We start from the raw sequence: 21,615 nt of genomic DNA on the forward strand, positions 1-21,615 counted from the left end.
AACGGGATCGCGGTGCAGTCATGGCAGCAGAGTGGAGCGCCGGGAGGCGACGGACGGGCTTGCGCCTAACGGCAAAAGCCTGCCTGGCACTGCCGCTGCTGCTCGGCGCCTGCATTGGCGCACCGCCTGCAGGTCCAGGCGCGGGGACCTTCCCTCCATCCGCCCCTGGCAGCAGCGCCCCGGCTGCGGCACCCCCGGCGGCTCCAGCGCCACAGCCCCAGGACCAGCCGCCGGCAGGACCGGAGCCGGAAACGCTCCCTCCTGCCGAGGGCGTACCGCCGGCAGGCCCTTCCACAACGCCGGAAGCCGCGGAGGGCTTGCCCGTTCCCGAGGCCGGACGGGCGCCCGCAACGCAGGCCCCCGCACCACCGGCGCCGGCCCCGGCCACCATTCCGGCCGTGCCGCGCACCGTGACGGCCTACTACGTGCTCCTGGACGACGGCGGCAGCAACGGCGTGCGGTTCGGCTGCAATGACAGCCTGGTGGGCATGGACAGCGCAGCCCCCGATTCCGATCCGCTTCCGGCCGCCATAGGTGCGCTTCTGCAGGGAACAGGTGGAGCGGGAATGCCGGGCCCCGGGGCGGGACCGGCCCGGGAGATGTACAACGCCTTGGCGGACTCCGGGCTGAAGTTCCTCTCCGGCTCTTTCGATGGAACGACGGTCACGGTGTACCTGGCCGGCGCGTTGAGCCTTGGCGGGGTGTGCGACATCCCGCGGGTAGAGGCGCAGCTGACGCAGACAGCAGTTGCGGCAGTGGGCGCAATCCGGGCTGAAATCTACGTCAACGGGCAGCCGCTGAAAGAAGCACTGAGGCAGGACTAGCCACCCGCCCAGCAACCTGTCGTACGCGGGTTGACAACAAGTGTTGCTTTTGGAGCAACATCCGGCTGTATCCTGTGGGTGTGAGCCACGAAACACTTGATGCAGCAGGGACGCTGCCAGCGGAAGCCATCGATGCGATTGAACGGGCTGCAACGTCAGCGCACCGGCATGAGGACCTGTTCTCGGAGCGTGCCGCGAACATCCGGCAGTCGGCGGTGCGGGACGTTTTCGATATTTCCATGCGGCCCGGCCTGGTCTCCCTTGCGGGCGGCAGTCCGTATCTGCAGTCGCTTCCGCTGGACCGGCTTTCGGCCACCGCCGCCAAAATCATTGCCGAGGACGGCCTCACGGCGCTGCAGTATGGCGCCGGACAGGGGACCGAAGAACTGCGCACCCAGATCTGCGAGGTGATGGCCGCTGAAGGTATCCTCGACGCCCGGCCGCAGAACGTGGTGATCACCGCCGGTTCACAGTCGGCCCAGGATGTTGCCACCAAATTGTTCTGCAATCCCGGCGACGTGGTGCTCGTGGAAGACCCTACCTACGTGGGTGCCCTCAACACGTTCGAGGCATACCAGGTGCAGGTGGAAACGGTGGACATGGATGAATCCGGCCTGGTCCCCGAGCTCCTGGAGGCGCGGATCGCGGCGCTTCAACTGGCCGGCAAGAACATCAAGTTCCTTTACACCATCCCGAACTTCAACAACCCGTCAGGGATCACCCTCGCCAAAGAGCGCCGGCAGCAGGTGGTGGATATATGCCGCACTGCGAATATTCTGATCCTCGAAGACAACCCCTACGGTCTGCTGCGCTACTCCGGCGAGCACTTGGTCCCGCTCCGGGCCGACAATCCCGGGGACGTCATCTACATGGGTTCGTTCTCGAAGATCTTCGCGCCCGGCCTGCGCATCGGGTGGGCGCTGGTGCCGGAACACCTGCAGCGGCGCTACTACCTCGCGGCCGAGTCTGTGACGCTGTGCCCGCCCGCCCTGAACCAGATGCTGGTCTCCGCCTACCTTCGTGAGTACGACTGGAGGGGCCAGATCGAGACCTACCGCGGCCTGTACGCCGAGCGGTGCACGGCGATGCTGGCTGCGTTGCAGGAACACATGCCCGCAGGGGCCACGTGGACCAGCCCGGAGGGCGGCTTTTTTGTCTGGGTGACGCTGCCGGAAGGCGTGGACACCTACCCGCTGCTGCACAAGGCCATCGACGCGGGCGTGGTGTTTATCCCCGGCGCCGCCTTCACGCCGTCGGACGAACCGTCCAACAAACTGCGACTCGCCTTCAGCGCCGTGCCTCCCGAAGCCATCGCCGAGGGTGTCCGCCGCCTGGCGCCTGTGCTTCGGGAAGCCATAGCTGCGCTGTAGCGTTGGCCTGACCAGTGCCGCATAAACGAAGCAAAGGAGCATCACATGAGCGGAATCATCGTTGTAGGGGTTGACGGCAGCGGAACCGCGAAGAAGGCAGCCGAGTCCGCACGCGACCTCGCCGCTGCCTTGGACGCATCACTCCACGTGGTGTCGGCCTTCGACAGCGACCGCACCGAGATCTTCGGCAGCGGCAGCGACCAGTGGATCGTCTCAGACGCCGACGCGGCCGAACACGTGGCCCGTACCGTGGCGGAGTCCCTCGGTGGCGGCGTCAAGGTCACGTATTCCGCAGCCCGCGGCCGGCCGGCGGATGCCCTCATCAAGGAAGCGGTCCGGATGGAAGCCCGCATCATCGTAGTGGGCAACCGCAGGATGCAGGGCATAGGCCGCGTCCTGGGCAGCGTGGCCAACAGCGTGGCGCACAACGCGCCCTGCGACGTCTACATCGCGAACACGTACGACGCCGACTAGCAGTAACCCCGGACACTCCCCCGGGTGGCGAAAGTCGCTGCGGGGGGTGTCTGGTTTCACGCCCGATACCCGGGTTCAGCCGTTAGCGCAACGATAAAATTGAATAGGCCCCCAATGGTGCGGCACCCAGCAACCACTATCGAGGGGCATATCTTGATCACTCTCCAGCGCCGGCAGCTCGTAGGCCACGACATCCTCCTGGCCCGCCACGGCAACCACATCTGCTCCATGCGGGTTGACCGCAGCAATGGCACCGTCGTGGCACTGCTGGATGACGGCAGTGTGGACTCCGCGCCGAACCTCATCACGCCCGGGCTGCAGCTTCCCGAAACCGTGGGAAGCGTGCTGCGCGAAGACTGGAAGCTCTTCACGGCGTGGGCCGGCATGGCCGCTGCTATGGGCGTCCTCATGACGGCCGCGGCCGTGGTCCTGGGAACTACCGCAGATCCGGCCACCATCGAGATGTTTTCGGCGTACCCGTATTCCTCGTTCTAGGGCCTGCCCGGCCGGGACTTGTACTGCCTAGGTCACCATCAGGCCCTGCAGGATCCACCAGATGCCTGCCATCACCACTCCGCCGAAGAGTGACCCCGTCACCACCTGTGCCACCGAATGGGCCCGCAGTACCACACGGGACCAGCCGACGGCCGGGATCAGGAGAAGCAACGGACTCCAGGCCGCCCCGAGCATCAGCACGGCGATGACGGTCGAGCAGGAGATGGCGGCAGCATGCCCGCTGATCTTCCAGAACGGGCTCACTCCGGCCAGCACCACGACTCCGCCAACCACCGCAAGGACCATGGCAACAACGCTCCGGGGCGCGCCGACAGCCTCCAGGACCACCAGCCCTGCAAGGATCGATGCCAGGGCCATCAGCAGGACAGGAGCCCGCTGCTTCCGGTCACTGACATGATGGTCGGTAACCTTCCCCAGCCGGACCAGGACCAGCAGCAGAAGCAGCGGAAGCACGCAGACAAACAGGGCCGCCAACGCGCCGTACGCCATGGTGGCCGGAAAACCGCCCTCGGTCAGCGGACTGACCAGCAGCTGGATGCTCACCACCACGGGAGGCTGAAACGTCTCCGTCAGCCACCGGGCGGTCCTGTTCTTCGCCCGGATGGTGCCGGCGCTGATGCCCACGCCGTCAGTCAAGGAGGAGCGCAGGCTCTTCCAGGATGGCGGCGACGTCCGCCATGAAGCGGGCGGAGAGGTCACCGTCCACAACGCGGTGGTCGAACGAGCCGCCAAGCGTGGTGATCCAGCGCGGAATCACTTCACCGTCAAGGACCCAGGGTTTCTGCTTGATGGTGCCAAAGGCAACGATGGCCACCTCGCCCGGGTTGATGATGGGCGTTCCCGTGTCGATGCCCAGGGCGCCGATGTTCGTGATGGTCAGCGTGCCGCCCTGCATCTCGGCGGGCTGGGTTTTTCCGGCCCTGGCGGTGGTGGCCAGGTTATTCAGCGCCAGCGCCAGCTCCTTCAGGGACAGGTCCTGTGCGTTCTTGATGTTTGGCACCATCAGGCCCCGCGGCGTGGCAGCCGCGATGCCCAGGTTCATGTAGTGCTTGACGTGGATTTCCGCGGCGTCAGCCCCGTCCGCGTTGTCCACCCAGGTGGCGTTGACACTCGGGTTGCGCGCCGCGGCCCAGATAACGGCCTTGGCCAGGATGAGCAGCGGGGAGACCCTGATGCCCTCGAAATCCCTGGATGCCTTGAGCCGCTTGACGAACTCCATGGTGCGGCTGGCGTCCACGTCCACAAAGATGCTGACGTGCGGCGCGGAGAACGCGGATTCCACCATCGCCTTGGCCGTGGCCTTGCGGACGCCCTTGACCGGAATCCGTTCAATCCGCTGGTCCTGCGGCTTGCCCGCTTTGCCCCAGAAGCCGTCCGCCTTGTCCAGCTCTGCGTCGCGCTGGGCCTGGTAGCTGACCAGGTCCTCGCGGGTCACCTCGCCCCGTGAACCGGTGGCCACCACGTCCGCAAGGTCGATGCCGAGGTCCCGGGCAATCTTGCGTACGGGAGGCTTGGCCAGGACCCGGTTGACCAGGCCCGTGATGGTGCCGCCCAGGGTGGGGCGGTTGTCCAAGTCGCCTGCGGCCGGGCCGGCCGAAACCTCGGGTGCTGCCGTCACGGCGGCCGGCGTGTGTGGCTGGACGGGCTCCACTTCCGGGGCGTTGAGTGTCACGGCAGCGGAGGGCTGGGCTTTCCGCGGGCGGCGCTTGACGGCGTCGGCCTTCGGTCCGGAACCCACCAGCGGACCGCCGGCCAGGGCACTTTCCTGCGCGCCGCCGTCGGCCCTTGCTCCATCATCGGCGGGCAGCGTGCCGTAGAGGGGCTGGACGGGCGTTTCCGGGGCGCGCACGTCTGCGGGCGTGGGGTCGCCTGCCACGTCATCGCTGACGCTGATGATGGCCGTCCCGACGTCGATGGTCACCCCTTCGGGGACCAGCAGTTCGGTGACGGTCCCGGCAAACGGGGAGGGCAGTTCCACGATGGACTTTGCGGTTTCGATTTCGCACAGGACATCGTTGATGGCGACGGCGTCACCGGGCTTGACCTTCCAGGAGACAATTTCCGCCTCGGTGAGGCCCTCGCCGACGTCCGGCAGGTTGAACTTGTTGAGAGTCATGGTGTCCTCAGTAGGAGAGGGCGCGGTCCAGCGCCTCGAGGATGCGGTCGATGTCCGGAAGGTAGTCTTCCTCCACCTTGGCAACGGGATAGGGCATGTGGAAGCCGCCCACGCGGATCACGGGGGCCTCGAGTGAGTGGAAGGCACGTTCGCTGATCCGCGCGGCAATTTCGCCGCCGATCCCGCCGAACGTCGGGGCCTCGTGGGCGACGATCAGCCGGCCGGTCTTCTGTACGGAGGCCGTCACGGTATCGAAGTCCAGGGGCGAGATGGAGCGAAGGTCGATGACTTCGACGCTGCGGCCGTCCTCCTCCGCGGCATTGGCGGCCGCGAGGGCAACGGGAACCAGGGGGCCGTAGGCCACGATGGTGGCGTCGGTACCTTCCCGGAGGACGTGGGCCTTGAACGGATCCGCTGACGGCCCCGGGTTCTCCACATCCACGTCGCCCTTAAGCCAGTAGCGCCGCTTCGGCTCAAAAATGATCACGGGATCCAGGCATTCCACGGCCTGCTGGATCATCCAGTAGGCGTCGTGCGCGTTGGACGGGGTGATGATGCGCAGGCCCGCGGTGTGGGCGAACAGCGCCTCGGGGGATTCGGAGTGGTGCTCCACGGAGCCGATGCCGCCGCCGTAGGGGATCCGGATAACCACGGGAACCGTGAGGTTGCCGTTGCTGCGGGCATGCATCTTGGCGAGCTGGGTGGTGATCTGGTTGAAACCCGGGAAGACGAAGCCGTCGAACTGGATCTCGCACACGGGGCTGTATCCCCGCAGCGCCAGGCCAATGGCAGTGCCGATGATGCCGGATTCCGCCAGGGGGGTGTCCACCACGCGGTCGGGGCCGAATTCACCGATGAGCCCGTCTGTTACGCGGTAGACGCCGCCCAGCGGGCCGATGTCTTCGCCCATCAGGAGTGATTTCGGGTTGCTGGCCAGGGTGGCGCGGAGGCCTTCGTTGATGGCCTTGGCAATGGTCATGGTGGTCATCAGTGGCCTGCCTTTGCTGCTGCCTGTCCGGCCGGTACCGCCGGGGGTTCCTCACCGGCAAACCCTGCGGAGTATTCCTCGAACCACGCCAGCTCTTCGGCCACCAGCGGGTGCGCCTCTGCGTAGGTGTTGGCGAAGGCGGAGCGGATGTTCGGGGTCTCAAGGTCATGGGTAGTGCGCCGGACGTAGGAGGCGAGTTCGTCGCCGTCGGCCTTGACCTGGGCGAAGAAGGCGTCGTCCGCGAGGCCTTGGGCGCGCAGGTATTTCTCCAGCCGCAGCAGGGGATCCTTAGCCCGCCAGGCGTCCTCTTCGGAGGACGGGCGGTATTTGGTGGGGTCATCGGCGGTGGTGTGGGCGCCGACGCGGTAGGTGAAGGCCTCGATCAGGACCGGGCCCTTGCCTTGGCGTGCGTGCTCCAGGGCCCACTCGGTGACGGCGTGGACGGCGATGACGTCGTTGCCGTCCACCCGGATGCCGGGGAAGCCGTAGCCCTTGGCACGGTTGGACAGCGGAACGCGGGTCTGCACGTTGGTGGGTACCGAGATGGCCCAGTGGTTGTTCTGGCAGAAGAACACCACGGGAGCGTTGTAGGAGGAGGCGAAGACCATGGATTCGTGGACGTCACCCTCGGAACTGGCGCCATCCCCGAAGTAGGCGATGACCGCGGCGTCCGGCACCTCCGCCTTGGAGCCGGCGGCTGCGGCAAGCTTCTGGTCCCGCTGGATTCCCATGGCGTAGCCCACGGCATGGAGGGTCTGGGCGGCCAGGACCAGTGTGTAGAGGTGGAAGTTGGTGTCCTTGGGGTTCCAGCCGCCATTAGAGACGCCCCGGAACTGGCGGAGGAGCTCAGCCAGGTCCACGTTCCTCGTCAGCGCCACCCCGTGTTCACGGTAGGTGGGAAAAATGTAGTCCTGCGGCTGGCTGGCCCTGCCCGAACCGATCTGGGCAGCTTCCTGCCCGGTCAGGGGCACCCACAGCGCCAGCTGGCCCTGGCGCTGCAGCGCGGTGGCCTCCACGTCGAACCGGCGGATGGCAGCCATATCGCCGTAAAGTCCGCGCAGGGCATCGGGCGTGAGCTTGTCGGCGTACTCGCTGTACACCGGATCGGAACCCAGCTTTCCGTCGGGACCCAGCAGCTGCACCATCTGCGCCGGGGGCTCGCCCATAACGGCTTCCGCATCAGCTTCCCGCTGGTCGTCAACCGCTGTTCCGTCGAACTCGGTGGAAGGCAGATGTGTGCCCATACCGTCTCCTTGCTTGCCGCATCCGGATGCAATGCAATGTCGCTGGGATATATGCCTCAAAAGGAATACATTCCCGGTGCGGCATATACATTGGCTTACTGATCCTAACTTTATCTTCAGTAGGTAGCCGCAGGACTACTTGTTAAGCGCTAGGAACCCCGCGGAGCCTTTGTATAGTCGACACATAACCGAAGGAAGCGCGTGTTGGCCTCTTGCTCGCCGACGCTAACCCTGACCCCCTCGCCGGGAAAAGCGCGCACCGAGAGCCCCTGGGCTCCCGCCAGCTCTGCAAATTCGCTACTGTCGGACCCCAGATCCAGCCAGACGAAGTTTCCCTGTGCATCCGGAACAGCCCAGCCAAGGTCCCGCAGACCTGCAGTAACGCGGGCCCGCTCGTCCACCAGCGTTTGTACCCTTTCTACAACCTGAGGGAAATTCTGGAGGGAAACAATGGCCGCCTTTTCGGCAATCTGCGACACCGCGAACGGCGTCGCAGCCACCCGCAGGTGCTGGGTCAGCGCTGGATTGGAGACGCTGTAGCCGACGCGCAGGCCAGCCAGGCCGTGCGCTTTGGAGAAGGTCCGGAGTACCACCACGTTGGGGTATTTCCGGTAAAGGGCGATCCCGTCCACCGCACCGGGTGCCCGGACGAACTCCTGGTACGCCTCATCAATGACCACCACGACGTTGGAAGGCATCGAGCGGATGAAGGCTTCGGTCTCGGCGGCGGTAAGGGCCGGTCCGGTGGGATTGTTGGGCGTGCACAGGAGTATCACCCTGGTGCGGGCCGTAACGGCTGCCGCCATGGCGTCCAGGTTGTGCCGGCCGTCGGAGGTCACGGGAATCCGGACACTCTCCGCCCCGGCCAGGCCCACGCTGATGGGATAAGCCTCAAAGGAGCGCCAGGCATAGATGACTTCATCGGCCTTGCCGTCGTCGTTCTGGCCAGCGAACGCGGCGAGGATCTGGTTGAGGGCACCCAGGCTGCCCGCTCCGGTGACGATGTCCTCGGCGGGGACATTGAGGAAATCCGCGAGCGCCGCCCGAAGCTTGGTGCTGACCGGGTCCGGATAGCGGTTGAAATCGGTCTGCTGCGCGATCGCCTCGATAACTGCGGGGAGCGGCGGGAGCGGGTTCTCGTTCGAGGACAACTTGTAACTGGTGAGTCCGTCGACGGCGGCGGGCGGCTTTCCGGCCGCGTAGCGGGGCAACCGGCCTACCACCGGACGCGGCGGGATTCCACCGGCCAGGGTCTCTGATGAGGTCATGCGCACTAGCCTACTTCTCGTGCGATAACCGTTCCGGGTGGTGCATTGGCTTCTTCCGGCGTGGGAAGAAGGCCCTACCGTACCCAGCCCCCGTCCAGCGCGCTGTGCGAGCATGGGGCCATGGGTTCCTTCATTCTTCGGGTCATCATCAACGCCGCTGCCATCTGGGCAGCGAGCTGGGTCCTGCCCGGCCTGGAAATCTCCAGCCAGGCGGCCTCCGAGGCTGTGGCCAGGACCGGTGTTACGGAAGGCACGGACACCATCGGCCTGGTCCTGGCCTACCTCTTTATCGGTGCCATCTTTGGCGTGGTGAACGCGTTTGTCCGGCCCCTGGTGCGGTTCCTCGCACTCCCCATCACCATCCTCACCCTGGGACTCTTCACCATCGTCATCAATGCCGCGATGCTGTACCTGACGTCCTGGATCAGCAGTTACACACCGGTGGAGTTCACCATCGACTCCTTCTTCTGGACCGCCGTACTGGCGGCCATCATCATTTCCCTGGTATCTCTGGTGGCTGGTGTGCTGCCCGGGGGACGGAAGCGTTAGCCTGCCGGATTCCACCCGCCGTGCTACCGGCCGCCATGTCCCCGCTCGTGGGCGCGGGGGTCTTGCGGGGTGAGCGTGGGCATGGGGCCCTTAGCCCTCGACAGGGAAAAACGGGTGGCTGTGGCGGTCCCGCCCGCTCCAAGGACGCCTGTCAGCACTGCGGTGGACTGTAGCAGCGACGGGTCGCTGCTGTCCGCGATTATCCGCGCGGCATCCTGGTACCCCTCGAAGCTGTGGCCAGGGCCCAGCCCCTTATCCTCCTGAGCGGAAACGGGGGAGGCCATGGATACGGTGACCCGGTTGCGGGTTTCGGGGTTCGCCAGACCATCGCTTCCGGGCACCCAGTCGGCCTCGTGTTCAAGGTGCAGTGAGCTTACTCCCGCTCCCGGCCTGGTCCCGGCCACCGGCGAGCCGGCTGTCAGCACATACTTGACGTCGTACTGTTCCAGGACGCGGGGATCGGAAGCCAGGTTCATGGCATGGATCCCGCCCTGGCTGTAGCCCACCGCCACCACGGCCGCACCACGTTCCGCCCCGGCGGTTTCCAGAGCAGCAAGGACGGCCCGGTTGATCTCCTCCGAGCCGTACAGCATCGCCTCCGCGATGCCGGCTTCGTCGAAGGGGTTGTCACCGCCCGCGTACATTCCTGCCGCCTGGGTGCCGGGAAGGACCACCACGTACGTTGCAGCACCGCCGTTATGGACCTCAAGGACCTCAATGTGTCCGGGACCGCGGGCATCGACGTTCCGGATGCGCTCCAGGAGGCCGGCCGGTGATGCATCCAGTTCCACCTGGGCGGACTCTTCCTGCCGCGCGGCGAGCGGCCTGGGTATGAAGTTCGCGACCAGGAACATCAGGGCGTCCCGGACGAAGGGTTCCTGATCGATCCTTGCCCGGACATCCGGAGCCGCCAGCCCCAGCATGGTGATGATGGATTCTGCGGTCCGCCGGTCCGGGACTCCTGCTGCGGCCATGATGGCCCACGAGGTGTTGAACTCCTCCACACTCGTGATTCCGAGGAACCTCCCGGCGTTGGCACGCCACTCCGCGTCCTCATAGTCCCGGAGGCAGGCACGAATCTGGCTGCTGATGCGCTGTAGCTCTGCCCTGGCAGCCTGGACGCGCCACTGGCCGTTCCGCACTGCGGCCAGATGGGCGGACGTGGACCATGCCGGCTGCCGGTCAACCCAGCAAAGGTGGTCCAGGATCTGCCCGGTCTCCTGCTCAACGGCAACGAGGTCACTGGCCAGGGTATCCAGCTTCTCCGCGCCTGCCGTCAGCTCTTCGAGCTGGACGCTGATGCCAGTGGGGCCGCCCCTGATGCTCAGATGTCCCTCCCTGGAGGGGCCGAACAGGCGAATGCGGTCAGTGTCCATGGGTTGTTCGCCTTGCATCAGTGCTGGCTATTGGCGAGTGCAGCCGCGACGCTCTCCTGGGCATGCCGTGCAACGGCGGCCTTGGCTTCCGCCAGGCATTCCGAAGCCTGGCGCAGGGCAGCGTCCTGGCGGGCGACGGTGTTCCGGTAGGCCTGCCCCGCCGGTGACTGCCAGTCGAGCAGCTGGATAGCCCTCAGGCCAGCGATGACTTCCTCAACCCTTGCCATGCAGGACCCGAGCCGTCCCGCCAGTGGCATGAGGTCGGCGGCGACATGGTCTGCCGCTCCGGGCATGCCGTCCCCCAGTACATTCCACATCCGCACTCCCCCACCCTGGGCAGCCCACGGGTTGCTGCCCTCGCATTGCTTTACTGATGCGACAACGCTAAGGAAGACCCGGCAGCAACCCCAGCACCGCCGGCGGCTATGTGGACAAGTAACGTGCAAAGGCACGCTTAAGGAGCCGCCGGAGTTCGTGAAAGAATCAGCACATGCCTGAAACTGCCGCCACAGCTGATACACGTACGCCCTCAGGACGCCTGGCCCTTGCCGCGTCACCGGAAAAAATCGCGCTCGGTCCCCTGGACGGCCGGTACCAGTCCGCCGTCGCGCCGCTGGTTGATTACCTGTCCGAAGCTGCGCTGAACCGTGACCGTGTGGCTGTGGAAGTGGAATGGCTCATCCACCTGACCAGCAACAACGTCCTCCCGGGCGCCGGGCGGCTCACCCCGGAACAGGAGGAGCAGCTCCGCGCCATCGTCACCGAATTCGACGCCGCGTCCGTCGCTGAACTGGCCGAAATCGAAGCCGTCACGGTTCACGACGTCAAAGCCGTGGAGTACTACATCGGACGCCGCCTCCCCGGCATCGGCATTGAAAACCTGACGGCCATGGTCCACTTCGGCTGCACATCCGAGGACATCAACAACCTCTCCTACGCCCTGGGAGTCAAGGGCGCTGTGGAGGACGTGTGGCTGCCCGCCGCCCGCGCGCTCGTGGACCAGATCAGCAGGATGGCTGAGGACAATCGCGCCGTTCCCATGCTGTCCCGGACCCACGGGCAGCCGGCCACGCCCACTACCCTGGGCAAGGAACTGGCGGTCATCGCACACCGCCTCACACGCCAGCTGGAGCGGATCGCCCGGACGGAGTACCTCGGCAAGATCAACGGTGCCACCGGCACCTACGCCGCCCACGTTGCGTCGGTTCCCGGCGCAGACTGGCAGCACGTCGCAAAGTCCTTCGTGGAAGGGCTGGGGCTGACCTGGAACCCCCTCACCACGCAGATTGAAAGCCACGACTGGCAGGCAGAACTGTACGCCGACGTCGCGCGTTTCAACCGCATCCTGCACAACGTCTGCACGGACATCTGGAGCTACATCTCCATCGGCTACTTCGCCCAGATCCCCGTGGCCGGAGCCACCGGTTCCTCCACCATGCCGCACAAGGTCAACCCGATCCGCTTCGAGAACGCCGAGGCCAACCTCGAAATCTCCAACGGCCTGCTGGACACCCTGGCCGCCACCCTGGTGACCTCCCGCTGGCAGCGCGACCTCACGGACTCCTCCAGCCAGCGCAACATCGGCGTGGCCTTTGGCCACTCACTGCTCGCCATCTCCAACGTCGCCAAAGGCCTGGAACGCCTGGACGTAGCTGAGGACGTGCTGGCCGGGGATCTCGACACCAACTGGGAAGTCCTGGGCGAGGCCATCCAAATGGTCATGCGCGCGGAGGCGATTGCCGGCGTCGAAGGCATGGAAAACCCGTACGAGCGGCTCAAGGACCTCACCCGGGGCCAGCGCGTGGACGCCGCCCGCATGCAGGAATTCGTGCAGAGCCTGGGCCTTTCAGCCGACGCTGAGGCCCGCCTGCTCGCTCTGACGCCCGGGAAGTACACGGGCATCGCCGACCAGCTGGTGGACCACCTCAAGTAGGCCGGCCGGCAAACATCAAAGGAAGTACGACGGCGGCGCCGGGCTCTGGCGGGCCCGGCGCCTTCGCGTTGCCAGGCCCTGCACGGCGCCGGTCCACGGTCCTGTTGCCGGGGTGCGAAACTGGAGAGCATGAAGCTGCTGCTCATCCGTCATGGACAAACCCCCGGCAACGTCCTTGGCCAGCTGGATACCGCCCATCCGGGGCCCGGGCTCACCGAACTTGGCGAACGGCAGGCCGAGGCCATGGCCAGGTCGCTGGCCAACGAGCCGATCGGCGCGCTGTATGCCTCCACCCTGATCCGCACACAGATCACCGCGGCGCCGCTGGGCAAGCTGCACAGCCTGGACGTGACCGTGCTGGATGGCCTTCATGAGATCGAGGCCGGCGCCTTGGAAAAACTGACAGACCACGAGTCCCACAAGCGGTACATGGGGACGGTGTTCGCCTGGGCGGCCGGGGATCTTGATGTCCGCATGCCGGCGGGGCCGGACGGCCACGCGTTCTTCGACCGCTTCGACGCTGCCATCACCCGGGTGGTGGACCAGGCGGCTCAAGGAAAGCATGAAACTGCAGCGGTAGTCAGCCATGGTGCCGCGATCCGCACCTGGGCCGGGCGCCGGGCGGAGGACGCTGACCACGAGTTCGCCGCACGCCACGTACTGGCGAACACCGGAATCGTCGCCCTGGAAGGCGACCCCGACGCGGGCTGGAAACTGCTCCATTGGGACGGCAGCCCTGTCGGCGGGCTGGCCCTCGCAGATCCCACGGCAGAAGATCCTACCGGTGGGAACGTAGCGGGCCCTTAGCCGTCACGGCTCAGTGCTGCGGGACAAGCCGTGCGGCAAACGCCGCAGCCTCTTCCGCCGTCGGACGTTCCCGGCTGTCCATGGCCGTCAGGGACCGCAGGAACGGCCTCCAGCGGGGCGCCACGACATCAGGAACATCAGGGCTGCGAAGCGTCCTGGCCACCAGGGATTCGATGGCAGTCCCGGGAAACGCCTTGGTCCCGGTCAGCAGTTCCAGGAGGACCAGCCCCAGGGAGTAGACATCCCACGATGGCCGGGCGGCCCCTCCTGCTGCCTGTTCCGGGCTCATGTAGTGCACTGTTCCGGAGGAGATGCCCGGCTCGGGTGCTGAGGCGGCTGCCGCTGTGATTCCGAAGTCGATGATCCGGACAGGACTTCTCCGCAGGCCGCTCAGCATCAGGTTGGCAGGCTTGATGTCGCGGTGGACCAGGCCCTTGGAGTGAAGGTGGGCGAGCGCACTGAACAGCCCGTGGGCCCAGACTGCCACGTCGCCGGGGTTGTGGCTGTTGATCCGGACTGCCTCGGACATGCTGGATCCCAGCGCCAGCTCCTGCACCAGGAACGGCCGCCCGCCGTGCGGTCCGTGGTCCGGCAGGGAACCGTGGGCAATGAACCTGATGATGGAGGGATGATCCAGCGCCGCCAGGATGCCGGCTTCGTTGCGGATCCGCTCGTGCTGCTTGGCTGAGTGCACCGAAGCCATCTTGACGGCCACATCCGGTCCGCCTGCGAGGTCCACGGCCCGGAAGACTTCTGCTGCGGAACCGCGCCCAAGGCGTTCCTTGAGGTAAAAGCGCCCCGCGACGACGACGCTTCCGTCAGGGTTCTCGGCGCGGCGAGGCCGGTGCGCACGTCCCCGTTCCGGGTGTCCCTGTTCGCTGGGTGCGTGTTTTGCGGGAGCCAGGGCGGGCGCGGTCATGGGTGCCGTGGCGGGGCGCAGGCTTCGGCCAGGACTGCCGCTTCATCGGCGGAGTCAGCGGGCAGCCAGGCATCGAGCTGGAATCCGCAGCGGCAACGCCATACCGGCGGCAGTTCGATGAGGACGGCATCGTCCGGCGGAAAGCTGTAACCAGCGCCCACCCGCCCGATGGCAGGAGTGGCAAGTTCCATGGGCGTCCCGCAATGGACTTCGGTAAAAGTGGTCAACGCGCTCACGACTCCCTAAGGAAGAAACTTCAAGGTTGATCGTAAGCTTACATATTACTAGCTAGACTAGCTAGTCCGACTAGTTACTTTTTTGGTGCCCGTCCCTGACGGAGAGGGCATCCGTCATCTGCTGCAGGAAGTCGACCACGACGTGGGCCTGGTCCGCCGTCAGACCTTCGGCAACAGTCATCATCCGGCGGTGCATCGCACCCAGCGTTTCGCGCACCTCCGTGTCGGATTCCACGGTGGGAATGACGACGATGGAGCGGCGGTCGGAGGGGTGGGCCTCGCGGCGGACGTGCCCGCTGGCGACCAGCCTGTCGATCAGCGAGGTGGTGGACGCGCTGGTGATGCCGAGGAATTGGCTCAAATCCTTGGGAACAACCGCCTTCCCGGAAGCCTGCGCGCGGAGGAGGAAGCGTAGCGCCAGGATGTCCGTTTCGCCCATGCCCATGGAGTCCCTGGTGGAACGGCGGACGGCAGTCTCCGCGGCCCGGTAATCGCGCAGTGACTTCAGCACGGCAGCACCGTAATCCAACCGCCCGTCCGGACCGTACCAGTAGCCGGAGCCTTCGTTACCCGTGGAACCCATGGATTGATCTTAGACCAACTGATAAGTAGGCAAGCTAGCAATACAGGCTAAGCGGCCCGTCCACGTTATCCAACCGCTTACGCAGAAGAAACACCCGCGTAACCGCCGGCTTCTAGCCTTTTAATGCATATCCCTTCGGCGAATCGAGGCAGACATGCAGACCAATCCGCGGCTGAACATCCGGCAGGTATCCTGGTCCAACCCTGTGGGCGCCGACCTGCGCCGAGCGCAGCAGGCTGAACTCGATGCGCGCTTTGGTACCCCTGACCACGAACCCGGCACACCGCCGTCGGGCGCTGACTGCGCCGTGTTCCTGGTGGCGTATGACAAGGGATCGGGCCAGCCCGTGGGCTGCGGCGGCCTCCGGCTCCTGGATTCCACCACCGCCGAGATCAAGCGCCTGTACGTCCTTCCCTACACCCGAGGCTCGGGCGTGGCCAGCTCCATCCTGGCCGCACTGGAGGCAGAGGCACACAAACAGGGGATCACCAGGATCAAGGCCGAAGCCGGTTCCGCACAGCCGGACGGCCGCAATTTCTACCAGAACTCCGGGTTTGAGCCGGTCCCGAATTATGGTCCCTATATCGGGGTGGAACACTCCTACTGCTACGCCAAGAGCATTGATGCACGAAGCGCTGCCCACACGGCCATGGCATAAGGGCCGGCGTCACAAGTGCGTAGGGATTCCGCGCCTCGGCTAATCTCGGCCTATGGAAACAGCAGACATCACCTTCCGCACCCGCAAGTGGGTACGTCCTGAGGACCTCAACGCCAACGGGACCCTGTTCGGTGGAAGCCTGCTGAAGTGGATTGACGAGGAAGCCGCGATCTACGCCATCCTCCAGCTGGGCAACGGCAGGGCGGTGACAAAGTACATCTCGGAAATCAACTTCGTCAGCTCGGCCGTCCAGGGCGACCTGATCGAGATGGGCCTGACGGCCACGCGGTTCGGCAGGACATCGCTGACCATGCGCGCCGAAGTCCGCAACATGATCACCCGGCAGAGCATCCTCACCATCGAGGAGATCGTCTTCGTTAACCTGAATCCCTCCGGAAAGCCCGAACCGCATGGCTACACGGAGATCACCTATGACCGCGACCGCATTCCCACCCACCACCTGACCGAAACAGTGACCCAGGACTGACGTTTCACCCGGCGTTCACCCGGACGCCGCCCATCATTCCCTCCACTGGACCACAGTGAACAGCCGGGCTGTTTATCGAATCGATAGCAAAACGGCCCCACATTCCGCCTGCCCGGCTATAGGCTGTGCGGACATGCTCCGGTTCCAGTGCAGAAATGAGTCCTGATCGTGCGTAAATTGCAGTCCTTGGTTGCCGCCGCCGTCGCCGCCGCCCTTCTTGCCGGATGCGGCGGTGCCGCATCTCCGCCCGCTTCCTCCGCAGACGCGTCCTCCGCTCCCGCCGGGGGTTCCGGCGAAACGCTGGTGGTGTACACCAACTCCAACGGCGAAGGCCGCGGCGAATGGCTGACCGCCAAGGCAGCAGAAGCCGGCTTCACCATCGAGATCGTGGGCGCCGGCGGTGCGGATGCCACCAACAAGCTGATTGCCGAGAAGAACAACCCGATCGCGGACGTGGCCTTCGGGTTGAACAACATGTACTTCTCGCAGATCAAGGCCGAAGACGCCCTGGAACCGTACACCCCCTCCTGGGCAGGCGAGGTGGACAAGGAACTGGGCGACGGCGAAACCTACTGGCCCCTGGTGAAACAGGCCATCCTCTTGGGCTACAACTCAGACAAGATCTCCAAGGACTCCGCCCCGCAGGACTGGACGGACCTGTGGACCAAGGATGAATTCAAGGACCGCTACGAGCGCGTGACCGGACTGGGCACCGCCACCGCCCAGCTCGTGTTCGCCGGCATCCTCAGCCGCTACCGGGACGACTCCGGCGACCTGGGCATTTCCGATGAGGGCTGGCAGCAGGTCGAGCAGTACTTCCAGAACGGCAGCCCGGCCGTTGCCAAGACCGACCTTTTCGCACGCATCGCTTCCGGCGAGGTGGACATGGGACAGATGCCGTCCTCGATCATCGCCGAACGGGAAAAGTCCTTCAAGGTGAACGTTGACACGGTCATTCCCTCCGTGGGCGTCCCGCTCGCGGTGGAGCAGATCGCCCTGGTGAAGGGGACCGGGAAGAAGGAGCAGGCGCAGAAGTTCATCGACTGGTTCGGCAGTGCGGATGTCCAGGGTGCGTTTGCCCAGCAGTTCAACTCCATGCCGGTGAACAAGTCCGCCGAAGCGAAGGCCAACCCCGAGGTGGTGGACTTCTTCGCGGACCTCAAGCAGCAGGACATCGACTGGGAGTTCGTGCAGGAGAACATGGGCGCCTGGGTGGAGAAGATCGAGCTCGAGTACATGACGTAGTCCGGTTTCCCGCCGCCAGCTTTCCCGCTCCACCAGACAGGTTTTGCCATGATCCGCTTGGACAACATTGAAGTTTCCTTTGGTGACTTCACCGCCATACCGCACCTGGACCTGCACGTCCGGCCGGGCGAATTCTTCACCCTGCTGGGCCCGTCAGGCTGCGGAAAGACGACGGCGCTGCGCACCCTGGCCGGTTTCATCCAGCCGTCCGCGGGCACTGTCCACGTGGACGGCAAGGACGTCACCCGGCTGCCGAGCGATAAGCGGCAGGTGGGCATGGTGTTCCAGAACTATGCCCTGTTTCCGAGCATGAGCGTGTGGGAGAACATAGCCTTCGGCCTGCGGGTCCGGAAGGAGAAGCAGGCCGACAGTGACCGGCTTGTCCGGGACATTGCCCGCCGGGTGGAACTCAGTGATGAGCAGCTGGCCAAGAACGTGGCCGAGCTGTCCGGCGGGCAGCAGCAGCGGGTGGCCGTGGCGCGGGCACTGGTGCTGCGGCCCAAGATCCTGCTGCTGGACGAGCCGCTGTCCAACCTGGACGCCAAGCTCCGCCACCAGCTCCGGCAGCAGCTCAAGGACCTGCAGAGCGAGTTCGGCATTACCACCGTGTACGTCACCCATGACCAGGACGAAGCCCTGGCCATGAGCGACCGGGTGGCCGTGTTCAACAAGGGAGTGGTGGAGCAGGTGGGCACCCCGCAGGAAATCTACGACCATGCCGGGACGGAGTTCGTCTGCAACTTCATCGGTGACAGCTCCACCCTGACACCGGAGTTCGTGGCCGAAGTGAACCGTCTTTCCGGCGCGCAGCTCAGCACGGAAGCCACCTCGTACCTGCGGGTGGAGAAGGCGTCACTTGCCGCACCTGCCGGCGGCAGCCCCGCCGTCGGACTTCCCGGTACCGTGGTATCCCGCACCTACCACGGCCTGCACAGCCGGTATGTGGTGCGCAGCCACGGCGCGGAGATCCGGCTGCTGGTCAAGGAGGATGGCGGAGCCCACCCGGAACCGGGAACGGAAACCACTGTCTACCTCCAGCCTGCCCATATCCTGCAGTACCACCGGGAAACGGGCGTCGCCCTGAGGCAGCAGGAACGGGCGGTCGTCCTGCCATGAGCAGCGCGTCCGTCCGCGGGATGGTCCGCTCCCCGTTCGTCCTGGTGGTGGGTGTGGTGCTCACCTGGTTCATCGCCGCGTTCCTGGTATGGCCCAACGTCAACGTCCTGATGGCCACGTTCTTTCCGGACGGCAGCTTTTCCGGGCGGGCGGCCGAAAAGCTCTTCTCGTCCCAGCGGGCCATGAAGGCGCTGGGCAACAGCTTCCTGCTGGCAGTGGCCCTGTCCATCACGGTCAACCTGGTGGGCATCTTCATCGTCCTGGTGACGCATTACTTCCGGATCCGGGGCTCGCGGATCCTGTTCCTCGGCTACGCCTCCACCTTCATCTACGGCGGCATCGTGCTGGCCGCGGGGTACAAGTTCATCTATGGGGACAAGGGAATTGTCACCTCGCTGTTGGTGAAGGTGTTTCCCGGCATGGATCCGGGCTGGTTCTCCGGATTTTTCGCGGTCCTGGTGGTGATGACCTTTGCCACCACCACCAACCACATGCTCTTCGTGGCGAACGCGCTCAAGGGCATTGATTACCAGACCATCGAGGCCGCCCGGAACCTGGGCGCCTCCACCTGGACCATCCTGCGCCGGATTGTGCTTCCCATGCTCAAGCCCACGCTGTTCGCCGTGACCATCCTGTCCTTCCTTACTGGGCTGGGGGCACTGAGCGCCCCGCAGGTGCTGGGCGGGCGCGATTTCCAGACCATCACCCCGATGATCCTGACGTTCACCAACAGCCCCACCTCACGGGACCTCGCTGCGCTGCTGGCCGTGATCCTTGGCCTGGCCACCATCCTGATGCTCGCGGTGATGTCCCGGCTGGAGAAGGGCGGTACCTACTTCTCGGTGTCCAAGGTGTCCTCCGAGCTGCAGAAGCAGGAGATCACCAACCCCGCAGCCAACATTGCCGTCCATGTGCTGGCATACCTGCTGTTCGCGGTGTACACGCTGCCCGTGGTGCTGATCGTGCTGTATTCATTCGCGGACGGCGCCGCGATCCAGACCGGCCAGCTCGCCCTGGGCAACCTGACCCTGGACAACTACGTGCGGGTCCTGACCCAGCAGTCCGGGCTGCGGCCGTTCATCGTCAGCGTGGTGTACAGCGCACTGGCCGCGCTCATCGCCGTGGGCGGGCTGCTGTTCGTGGCCCGGCTGCTGCAGAAATACAAAAACTGGGTGGCAACAGCTTTCGAATACCTGCTGCACATTCCCTGGATCCTGCCTTCGGCACTGCTGGCCCTTGGCCTGATCATCAGCTACGACCACCCCAATCCGCTGGTAGGCGGTGCGGTGCTCACCGGCACCACGGTGATCCTGCTGATCGCCTTTGTCACCGTCAAGATCCCGTTCACGCTCCGCATGCTCAAGGCTTCCTTCGCCTCGGTGAACTCCTCGTTGGAGGAAGCGGCGGCCATCATGGGTGCCAGGACGCTGTATGTGTTCCGGCGGATCCTGCTGCCGTTGGTGCTTCCGGCGGCCGCCGCCATCACCGCCCTGAACTTCAACAGCCTGCTGGACGACTACGACACCGCCATCTTCCTGGCCCACCCCCTGGTCCAGCCGCTGGGCCTGGTCATCAAAGCCAACACCGACGGCGCCGAAGGCGTGGCGGGGGTTGCCAACACCTTCGTCTACACAGTGCTCCTGATGGTGATCACCGGCGTCACCATGTATCTCGTCTACGGCCGCTCGAGCAGGGGCAAGTCACGGAAGAAGCGGCTGCCGGCCGTTCCGCCCGCCTCCCCGGTCCCCGGTCCGGGTCTTCCCGGAACCCCGGTATCCACAGAGGATGCCGCACAGCCGGCAGCTCCCGTCCGGTGATCAGTCCGCGGAACCGGTGACGACGGCGGAACGTCGGTTCCGCCGTCGGGCGAGGCTGAGGAGGCGGTCACGCAGGGGCTGGCCACCGTCGGCGAGGGCGACGCGCCCCAGCGCCGAGGATGCCAGGCTCAGGACGCGGGTCCGCAGCCGCCGCTGCCGGTCGTAGGCACGCAGTGCCTGGTCTTCGGGCAGCGTGTTGAGAAGGTCAGCCAGTGTCACCGCGTCCACAAGCGACTCGCAGGCGCCGCGACCCAGGGTGGGGAGCATGGCGTGGGCGGCATCGCCGACGAGCGCGGTCCGCCCGCGGACATAAGAGCCCAGGCGCGGAACTGTCCAGATCCGCTGGACCAGGCATGCTTCGGGAGTGGCTGCGGCCAGCGTACGGCGGATGGCGGGCGCGTGGGTGGCATAGCGTTCCCGGGCCTGTTCCAATGCCGATGCTGTGTCAATCCCGTACGGGCCCAGCCCGGACCGGTAGCTGGCGTACCAGAAGGATCCTCCCCGGGCGGCAGCCATCCCGAACAGGTCGCCGCGGCCCCAGTACTCTCCCACCTCGTCCGGACTGACCGGGGCAGGGAGAGTCCCGCGGAGGGCGAGGTACGGGGTGAGGCGGGCATCCGTTGCGGCGCCCCAGGCCTCCCGGCGAACTGCGCTGTGCACGCCGTCGGCACCGACCACAAGGCTGCCGTCGGCGGGAAGTGACCGGACGTTGCTGGTGATCCGCTGGACGGTTCCCGGGACGGCGCCGTCCAGCAACCGGAGAAGGTCAACCCGGGATATGCCGAACATATCCCCCACGCTGACGGTGACCCACGGCTCACCCTGGGCGTCACGGACGGATCCGCTGCCGATCACCGGGCTGACCGCCCGCGCCTCTTCAAGGATTCCCAGCCGCTCCAGCGCACGCTGGGCGTTCGGCCACATGCCCAGCGCGTTTCCGACAGCGGGCAGTTCGGGGCGCTTCTCATACACCGTCACCTGGAACCGGGCCGGGTCCAGGCAGGCGGCCAGTGCCAGTCCGGCGATTCCGCCGCCAATGATCGAGATGGTTTCCATGCCCGTGATTCTACTACTTTTGTAGTGGATTGC

Annotated in this window: 23 protein-coding genes; 12 read left to right on the forward strand and 11 right to left on the reverse strand. The window is 65.6% G+C overall.

The window, feature by feature from the left end:
• Window positions 1–317 precede the first annotated feature (317 nt).
• The 4 genes from B5520_RS22460 (at window position 318) to B5520_RS15740 (ending at window position 3,163) form a co-directional block, all read left to right on the forward strand.
• Window positions 318–824 (forward strand): GerMN domain-containing protein, encoded by a 507-nt coding sequence (locus B5520_RS22460; protein ID WP_254865596.1) that lies wholly within the window; start codon window positions 318–320, stop codon window positions 822–824.
• 80 nt (window positions 825–904) lie between these two features.
• A complete protein-coding gene (locus B5520_RS15730; RefSeq protein ID WP_079598022.1) occupies window positions 905–2,194 on the forward strand; it encodes an aminotransferase-like domain-containing protein in 1,290 nt (429 codons plus the stop codon).
• A 45-nt stretch (window positions 2,195–2,239) separates the two neighbouring features.
• Entirely contained in the window at window positions 2,240–2,668 is a 429-nt protein-coding gene (locus B5520_RS15735) for a universal stress protein (protein WP_079598023.1), read from the forward strand.
• A 153-nt stretch (window positions 2,669–2,821) separates the two neighbouring features.
• Window positions 2,822–3,163 (forward strand): hypothetical protein, encoded by a 342-nt coding sequence (locus B5520_RS15740; RefSeq protein ID WP_079598084.1) that lies wholly within the window; start codon window positions 2,822–2,824, stop codon window positions 3,161–3,163.
• A 27-nt stretch (window positions 3,164–3,190) separates the two neighbouring features.
• Here the strand turns inward: B5520_RS15740 and B5520_RS15745 are convergent, their stop codons facing one another.
• From B5520_RS15745 to B5520_RS15765, 5 genes are all read right to left on the reverse strand, one after another.
• Complete coding sequence (locus B5520_RS15745; RefSeq protein WP_079598085.1) at window positions 3,191–3,808, reverse strand: phosphatase PAP2 family protein; 618 nt, start codon at window positions 3,806–3,808, stop codon at window positions 3,191–3,193.
• Between the two features lie 4 nt (window positions 3,809–3,812).
• Window positions 3,813–5,300, reverse strand: coding sequence for a dihydrolipoamide acetyltransferase family protein (locus tag B5520_RS15750; RefSeq protein WP_079598024.1), 1,488 nt, complete (start codon window positions 5,298–5,300; stop codon window positions 3,813–3,815).
• Window positions 5,301–5,307: 7 nt separating this feature from the next.
• Window positions 5,308–6,288: an alpha-ketoacid dehydrogenase subunit beta gene (locus tag B5520_RS15755; protein ID WP_079598025.1), complete on the reverse strand. Its 981-nt coding sequence runs from the start codon at window positions 6,286–6,288 to the stop codon at window positions 5,308–5,310.
• A complete protein-coding gene (gene pdhA / locus B5520_RS15760; RefSeq protein ID WP_079598026.1) occupies window positions 6,288–7,532 on the reverse strand; it encodes a pyruvate dehydrogenase (acetyl-transferring) E1 component subunit alpha in 1,245 nt (414 codons plus the stop codon). Before pdhA ends, B5520_RS15755 begins: the two co-directional genes overlap by 1 nt.
• A 149-nt stretch (window positions 7,533–7,681) precedes the next feature.
• Window positions 7,682–8,800: a histidinol-phosphate transaminase gene (locus B5520_RS15765; protein WP_079598027.1), complete on the reverse strand. Its 1,119-nt coding sequence runs from the start codon at window positions 8,798–8,800 to the stop codon at window positions 7,682–7,684.
• 120 nt (window positions 8,801–8,920) lie between these two features.
• Between B5520_RS15765 and B5520_RS15770 the strand changes: the two genes are divergently transcribed.
• Complete coding sequence (locus B5520_RS15770; protein WP_079598028.1) at window positions 8,921–9,349, forward strand: phage holin family protein; 429 nt, start codon at window positions 8,921–8,923, stop codon at window positions 9,347–9,349.
• Between the two features lie 23 nt (window positions 9,350–9,372).
• On the opposite strand, the gene B5520_RS15775 is transcribed toward B5520_RS15770, so the two are convergent.
• On the reverse strand, window positions 9,373–10,725 hold the full coding sequence (locus B5520_RS15775; RefSeq protein ID WP_254865597.1) for a hypothetical protein: 1,353 nt from the start codon (window positions 10,723–10,725) through the stop codon (window positions 9,373–9,375).
• 17 nt (window positions 10,726–10,742) lie between these two features.
• The gene (locus B5520_RS15780) at window positions 10,743–11,042 is read right to left on the reverse strand and encodes a hypothetical protein (protein WP_079598030.1); all 300 of its coding nucleotides are present in this window, start codon (window positions 11,040–11,042) and stop codon (window positions 10,743–10,745) included.
• 173 nt (window positions 11,043–11,215) lie between these two features.
• Here B5520_RS15780 and purB point away from each other — a divergent pair, with 173 nt between their 5' ends.
• Together purB and B5520_RS15790 are read left to right on the forward strand one after the other, a co-directional pair.
• Window positions 11,216–12,658, forward strand: a complete 1,443-nt coding sequence (gene purB / locus B5520_RS15785; protein WP_079598031.1) for an adenylosuccinate lyase — start codon at window positions 11,216–11,218, stop codon at window positions 12,656–12,658.
• Window positions 12,659–12,787: 129 nt separating this feature from the next.
• On the forward strand, window positions 12,788–13,465 hold the full coding sequence (locus B5520_RS15790; protein ID WP_079598032.1) for a histidine phosphatase family protein: 678 nt from the start codon (window positions 12,788–12,790) through the stop codon (window positions 13,463–13,465).
• Between the two features lie 10 nt (window positions 13,466–13,475).
• Here the strand turns inward: B5520_RS15790 and B5520_RS15795 are convergent, their stop codons facing one another.
• The 3 genes from B5520_RS15795 to B5520_RS15805 all read right to left on the reverse strand — a co-directional run bounded on the left by B5520_RS15795 (window position 13,476) and on the right by B5520_RS15805 (window position 15,203).
• Window positions 13,476–14,384, reverse strand: a complete 909-nt coding sequence (locus tag B5520_RS15795) for a serine/threonine-protein kinase (protein WP_079598033.1) — start codon at window positions 14,382–14,384, stop codon at window positions 13,476–13,478.
• Window positions 14,381–14,620: a hypothetical protein gene (locus B5520_RS15800; protein WP_139386247.1), complete on the reverse strand. Its 240-nt coding sequence runs from the start codon at window positions 14,618–14,620 to the stop codon at window positions 14,381–14,383. Before B5520_RS15800 ends, B5520_RS15795 begins: the two co-directional genes overlap by 4 nt.
• A gap of 70 nt (window positions 14,621–14,690) precedes the next feature.
• Window positions 14,691–15,203: a MarR family winged helix-turn-helix transcriptional regulator gene (locus tag B5520_RS15805; RefSeq protein WP_079598035.1), complete on the reverse strand. Its 513-nt coding sequence runs from the start codon at window positions 15,201–15,203 to the stop codon at window positions 14,691–14,693.
• 154 nt (window positions 15,204–15,357) lie between these two features.
• Here B5520_RS15805 and B5520_RS15810 point away from each other — a divergent pair, with 154 nt between their 5' ends.
• The 5 genes from B5520_RS15810 (at window position 15,358) to B5520_RS15830 (ending at window position 20,526) form a co-directional block, all read left to right on the forward strand.
• Complete coding sequence (locus B5520_RS15810; RefSeq protein WP_079598036.1) at window positions 15,358–15,861, forward strand: GNAT family N-acetyltransferase; 504 nt, start codon at window positions 15,358–15,360, stop codon at window positions 15,859–15,861.
• A 52-nt stretch (window positions 15,862–15,913) separates the two neighbouring features.
• On the forward strand, window positions 15,914–16,348 hold the full coding sequence (locus tag B5520_RS15815; RefSeq protein ID WP_079598037.1) for an acyl-CoA thioesterase: 435 nt from the start codon (window positions 15,914–15,916) through the stop codon (window positions 16,346–16,348).
• A 168-nt stretch (window positions 16,349–16,516) separates the two neighbouring features.
• Window positions 16,517–17,593 (forward strand): extracellular solute-binding protein, encoded by a 1,077-nt coding sequence (locus B5520_RS15820; RefSeq protein ID WP_079598038.1) that lies wholly within the window; start codon window positions 16,517–16,519, stop codon window positions 17,591–17,593.
• 48 nt (window positions 17,594–17,641) lie between these two features.
• Window positions 17,642–18,709: an ABC transporter ATP-binding protein gene (locus B5520_RS15825; protein ID WP_079598039.1), complete on the forward strand. Its 1,068-nt coding sequence runs from the start codon at window positions 17,642–17,644 to the stop codon at window positions 18,707–18,709.
• On the forward strand, window positions 18,706–20,526 hold the full coding sequence (locus tag B5520_RS15830) for an ABC transporter permease (protein ID WP_079598040.1): 1,821 nt from the start codon (window positions 18,706–18,708) through the stop codon (window positions 20,524–20,526). Before B5520_RS15825 ends, B5520_RS15830 begins: the two co-directional genes overlap by 4 nt.
• On the opposite strand, the gene B5520_RS15835 is transcribed toward B5520_RS15830, so the two are convergent.
• Window positions 20,527–21,582, reverse strand: coding sequence for an FAD-dependent monooxygenase (locus tag B5520_RS15835; RefSeq protein ID WP_079598041.1), 1,056 nt, complete (start codon window positions 21,580–21,582; stop codon window positions 20,527–20,529).
• Window positions 21,583–21,615 lie beyond the last annotated feature (33 nt).

The sequence above is a fragment of the Arthrobacter sp. P2b genome (assembly GCF_900168295.1).
In the GTDB taxonomy this organism is placed as follows: domain Bacteria; phylum Actinomycetota; class Actinomycetes; order Actinomycetales; family Micrococcaceae; genus Arthrobacter.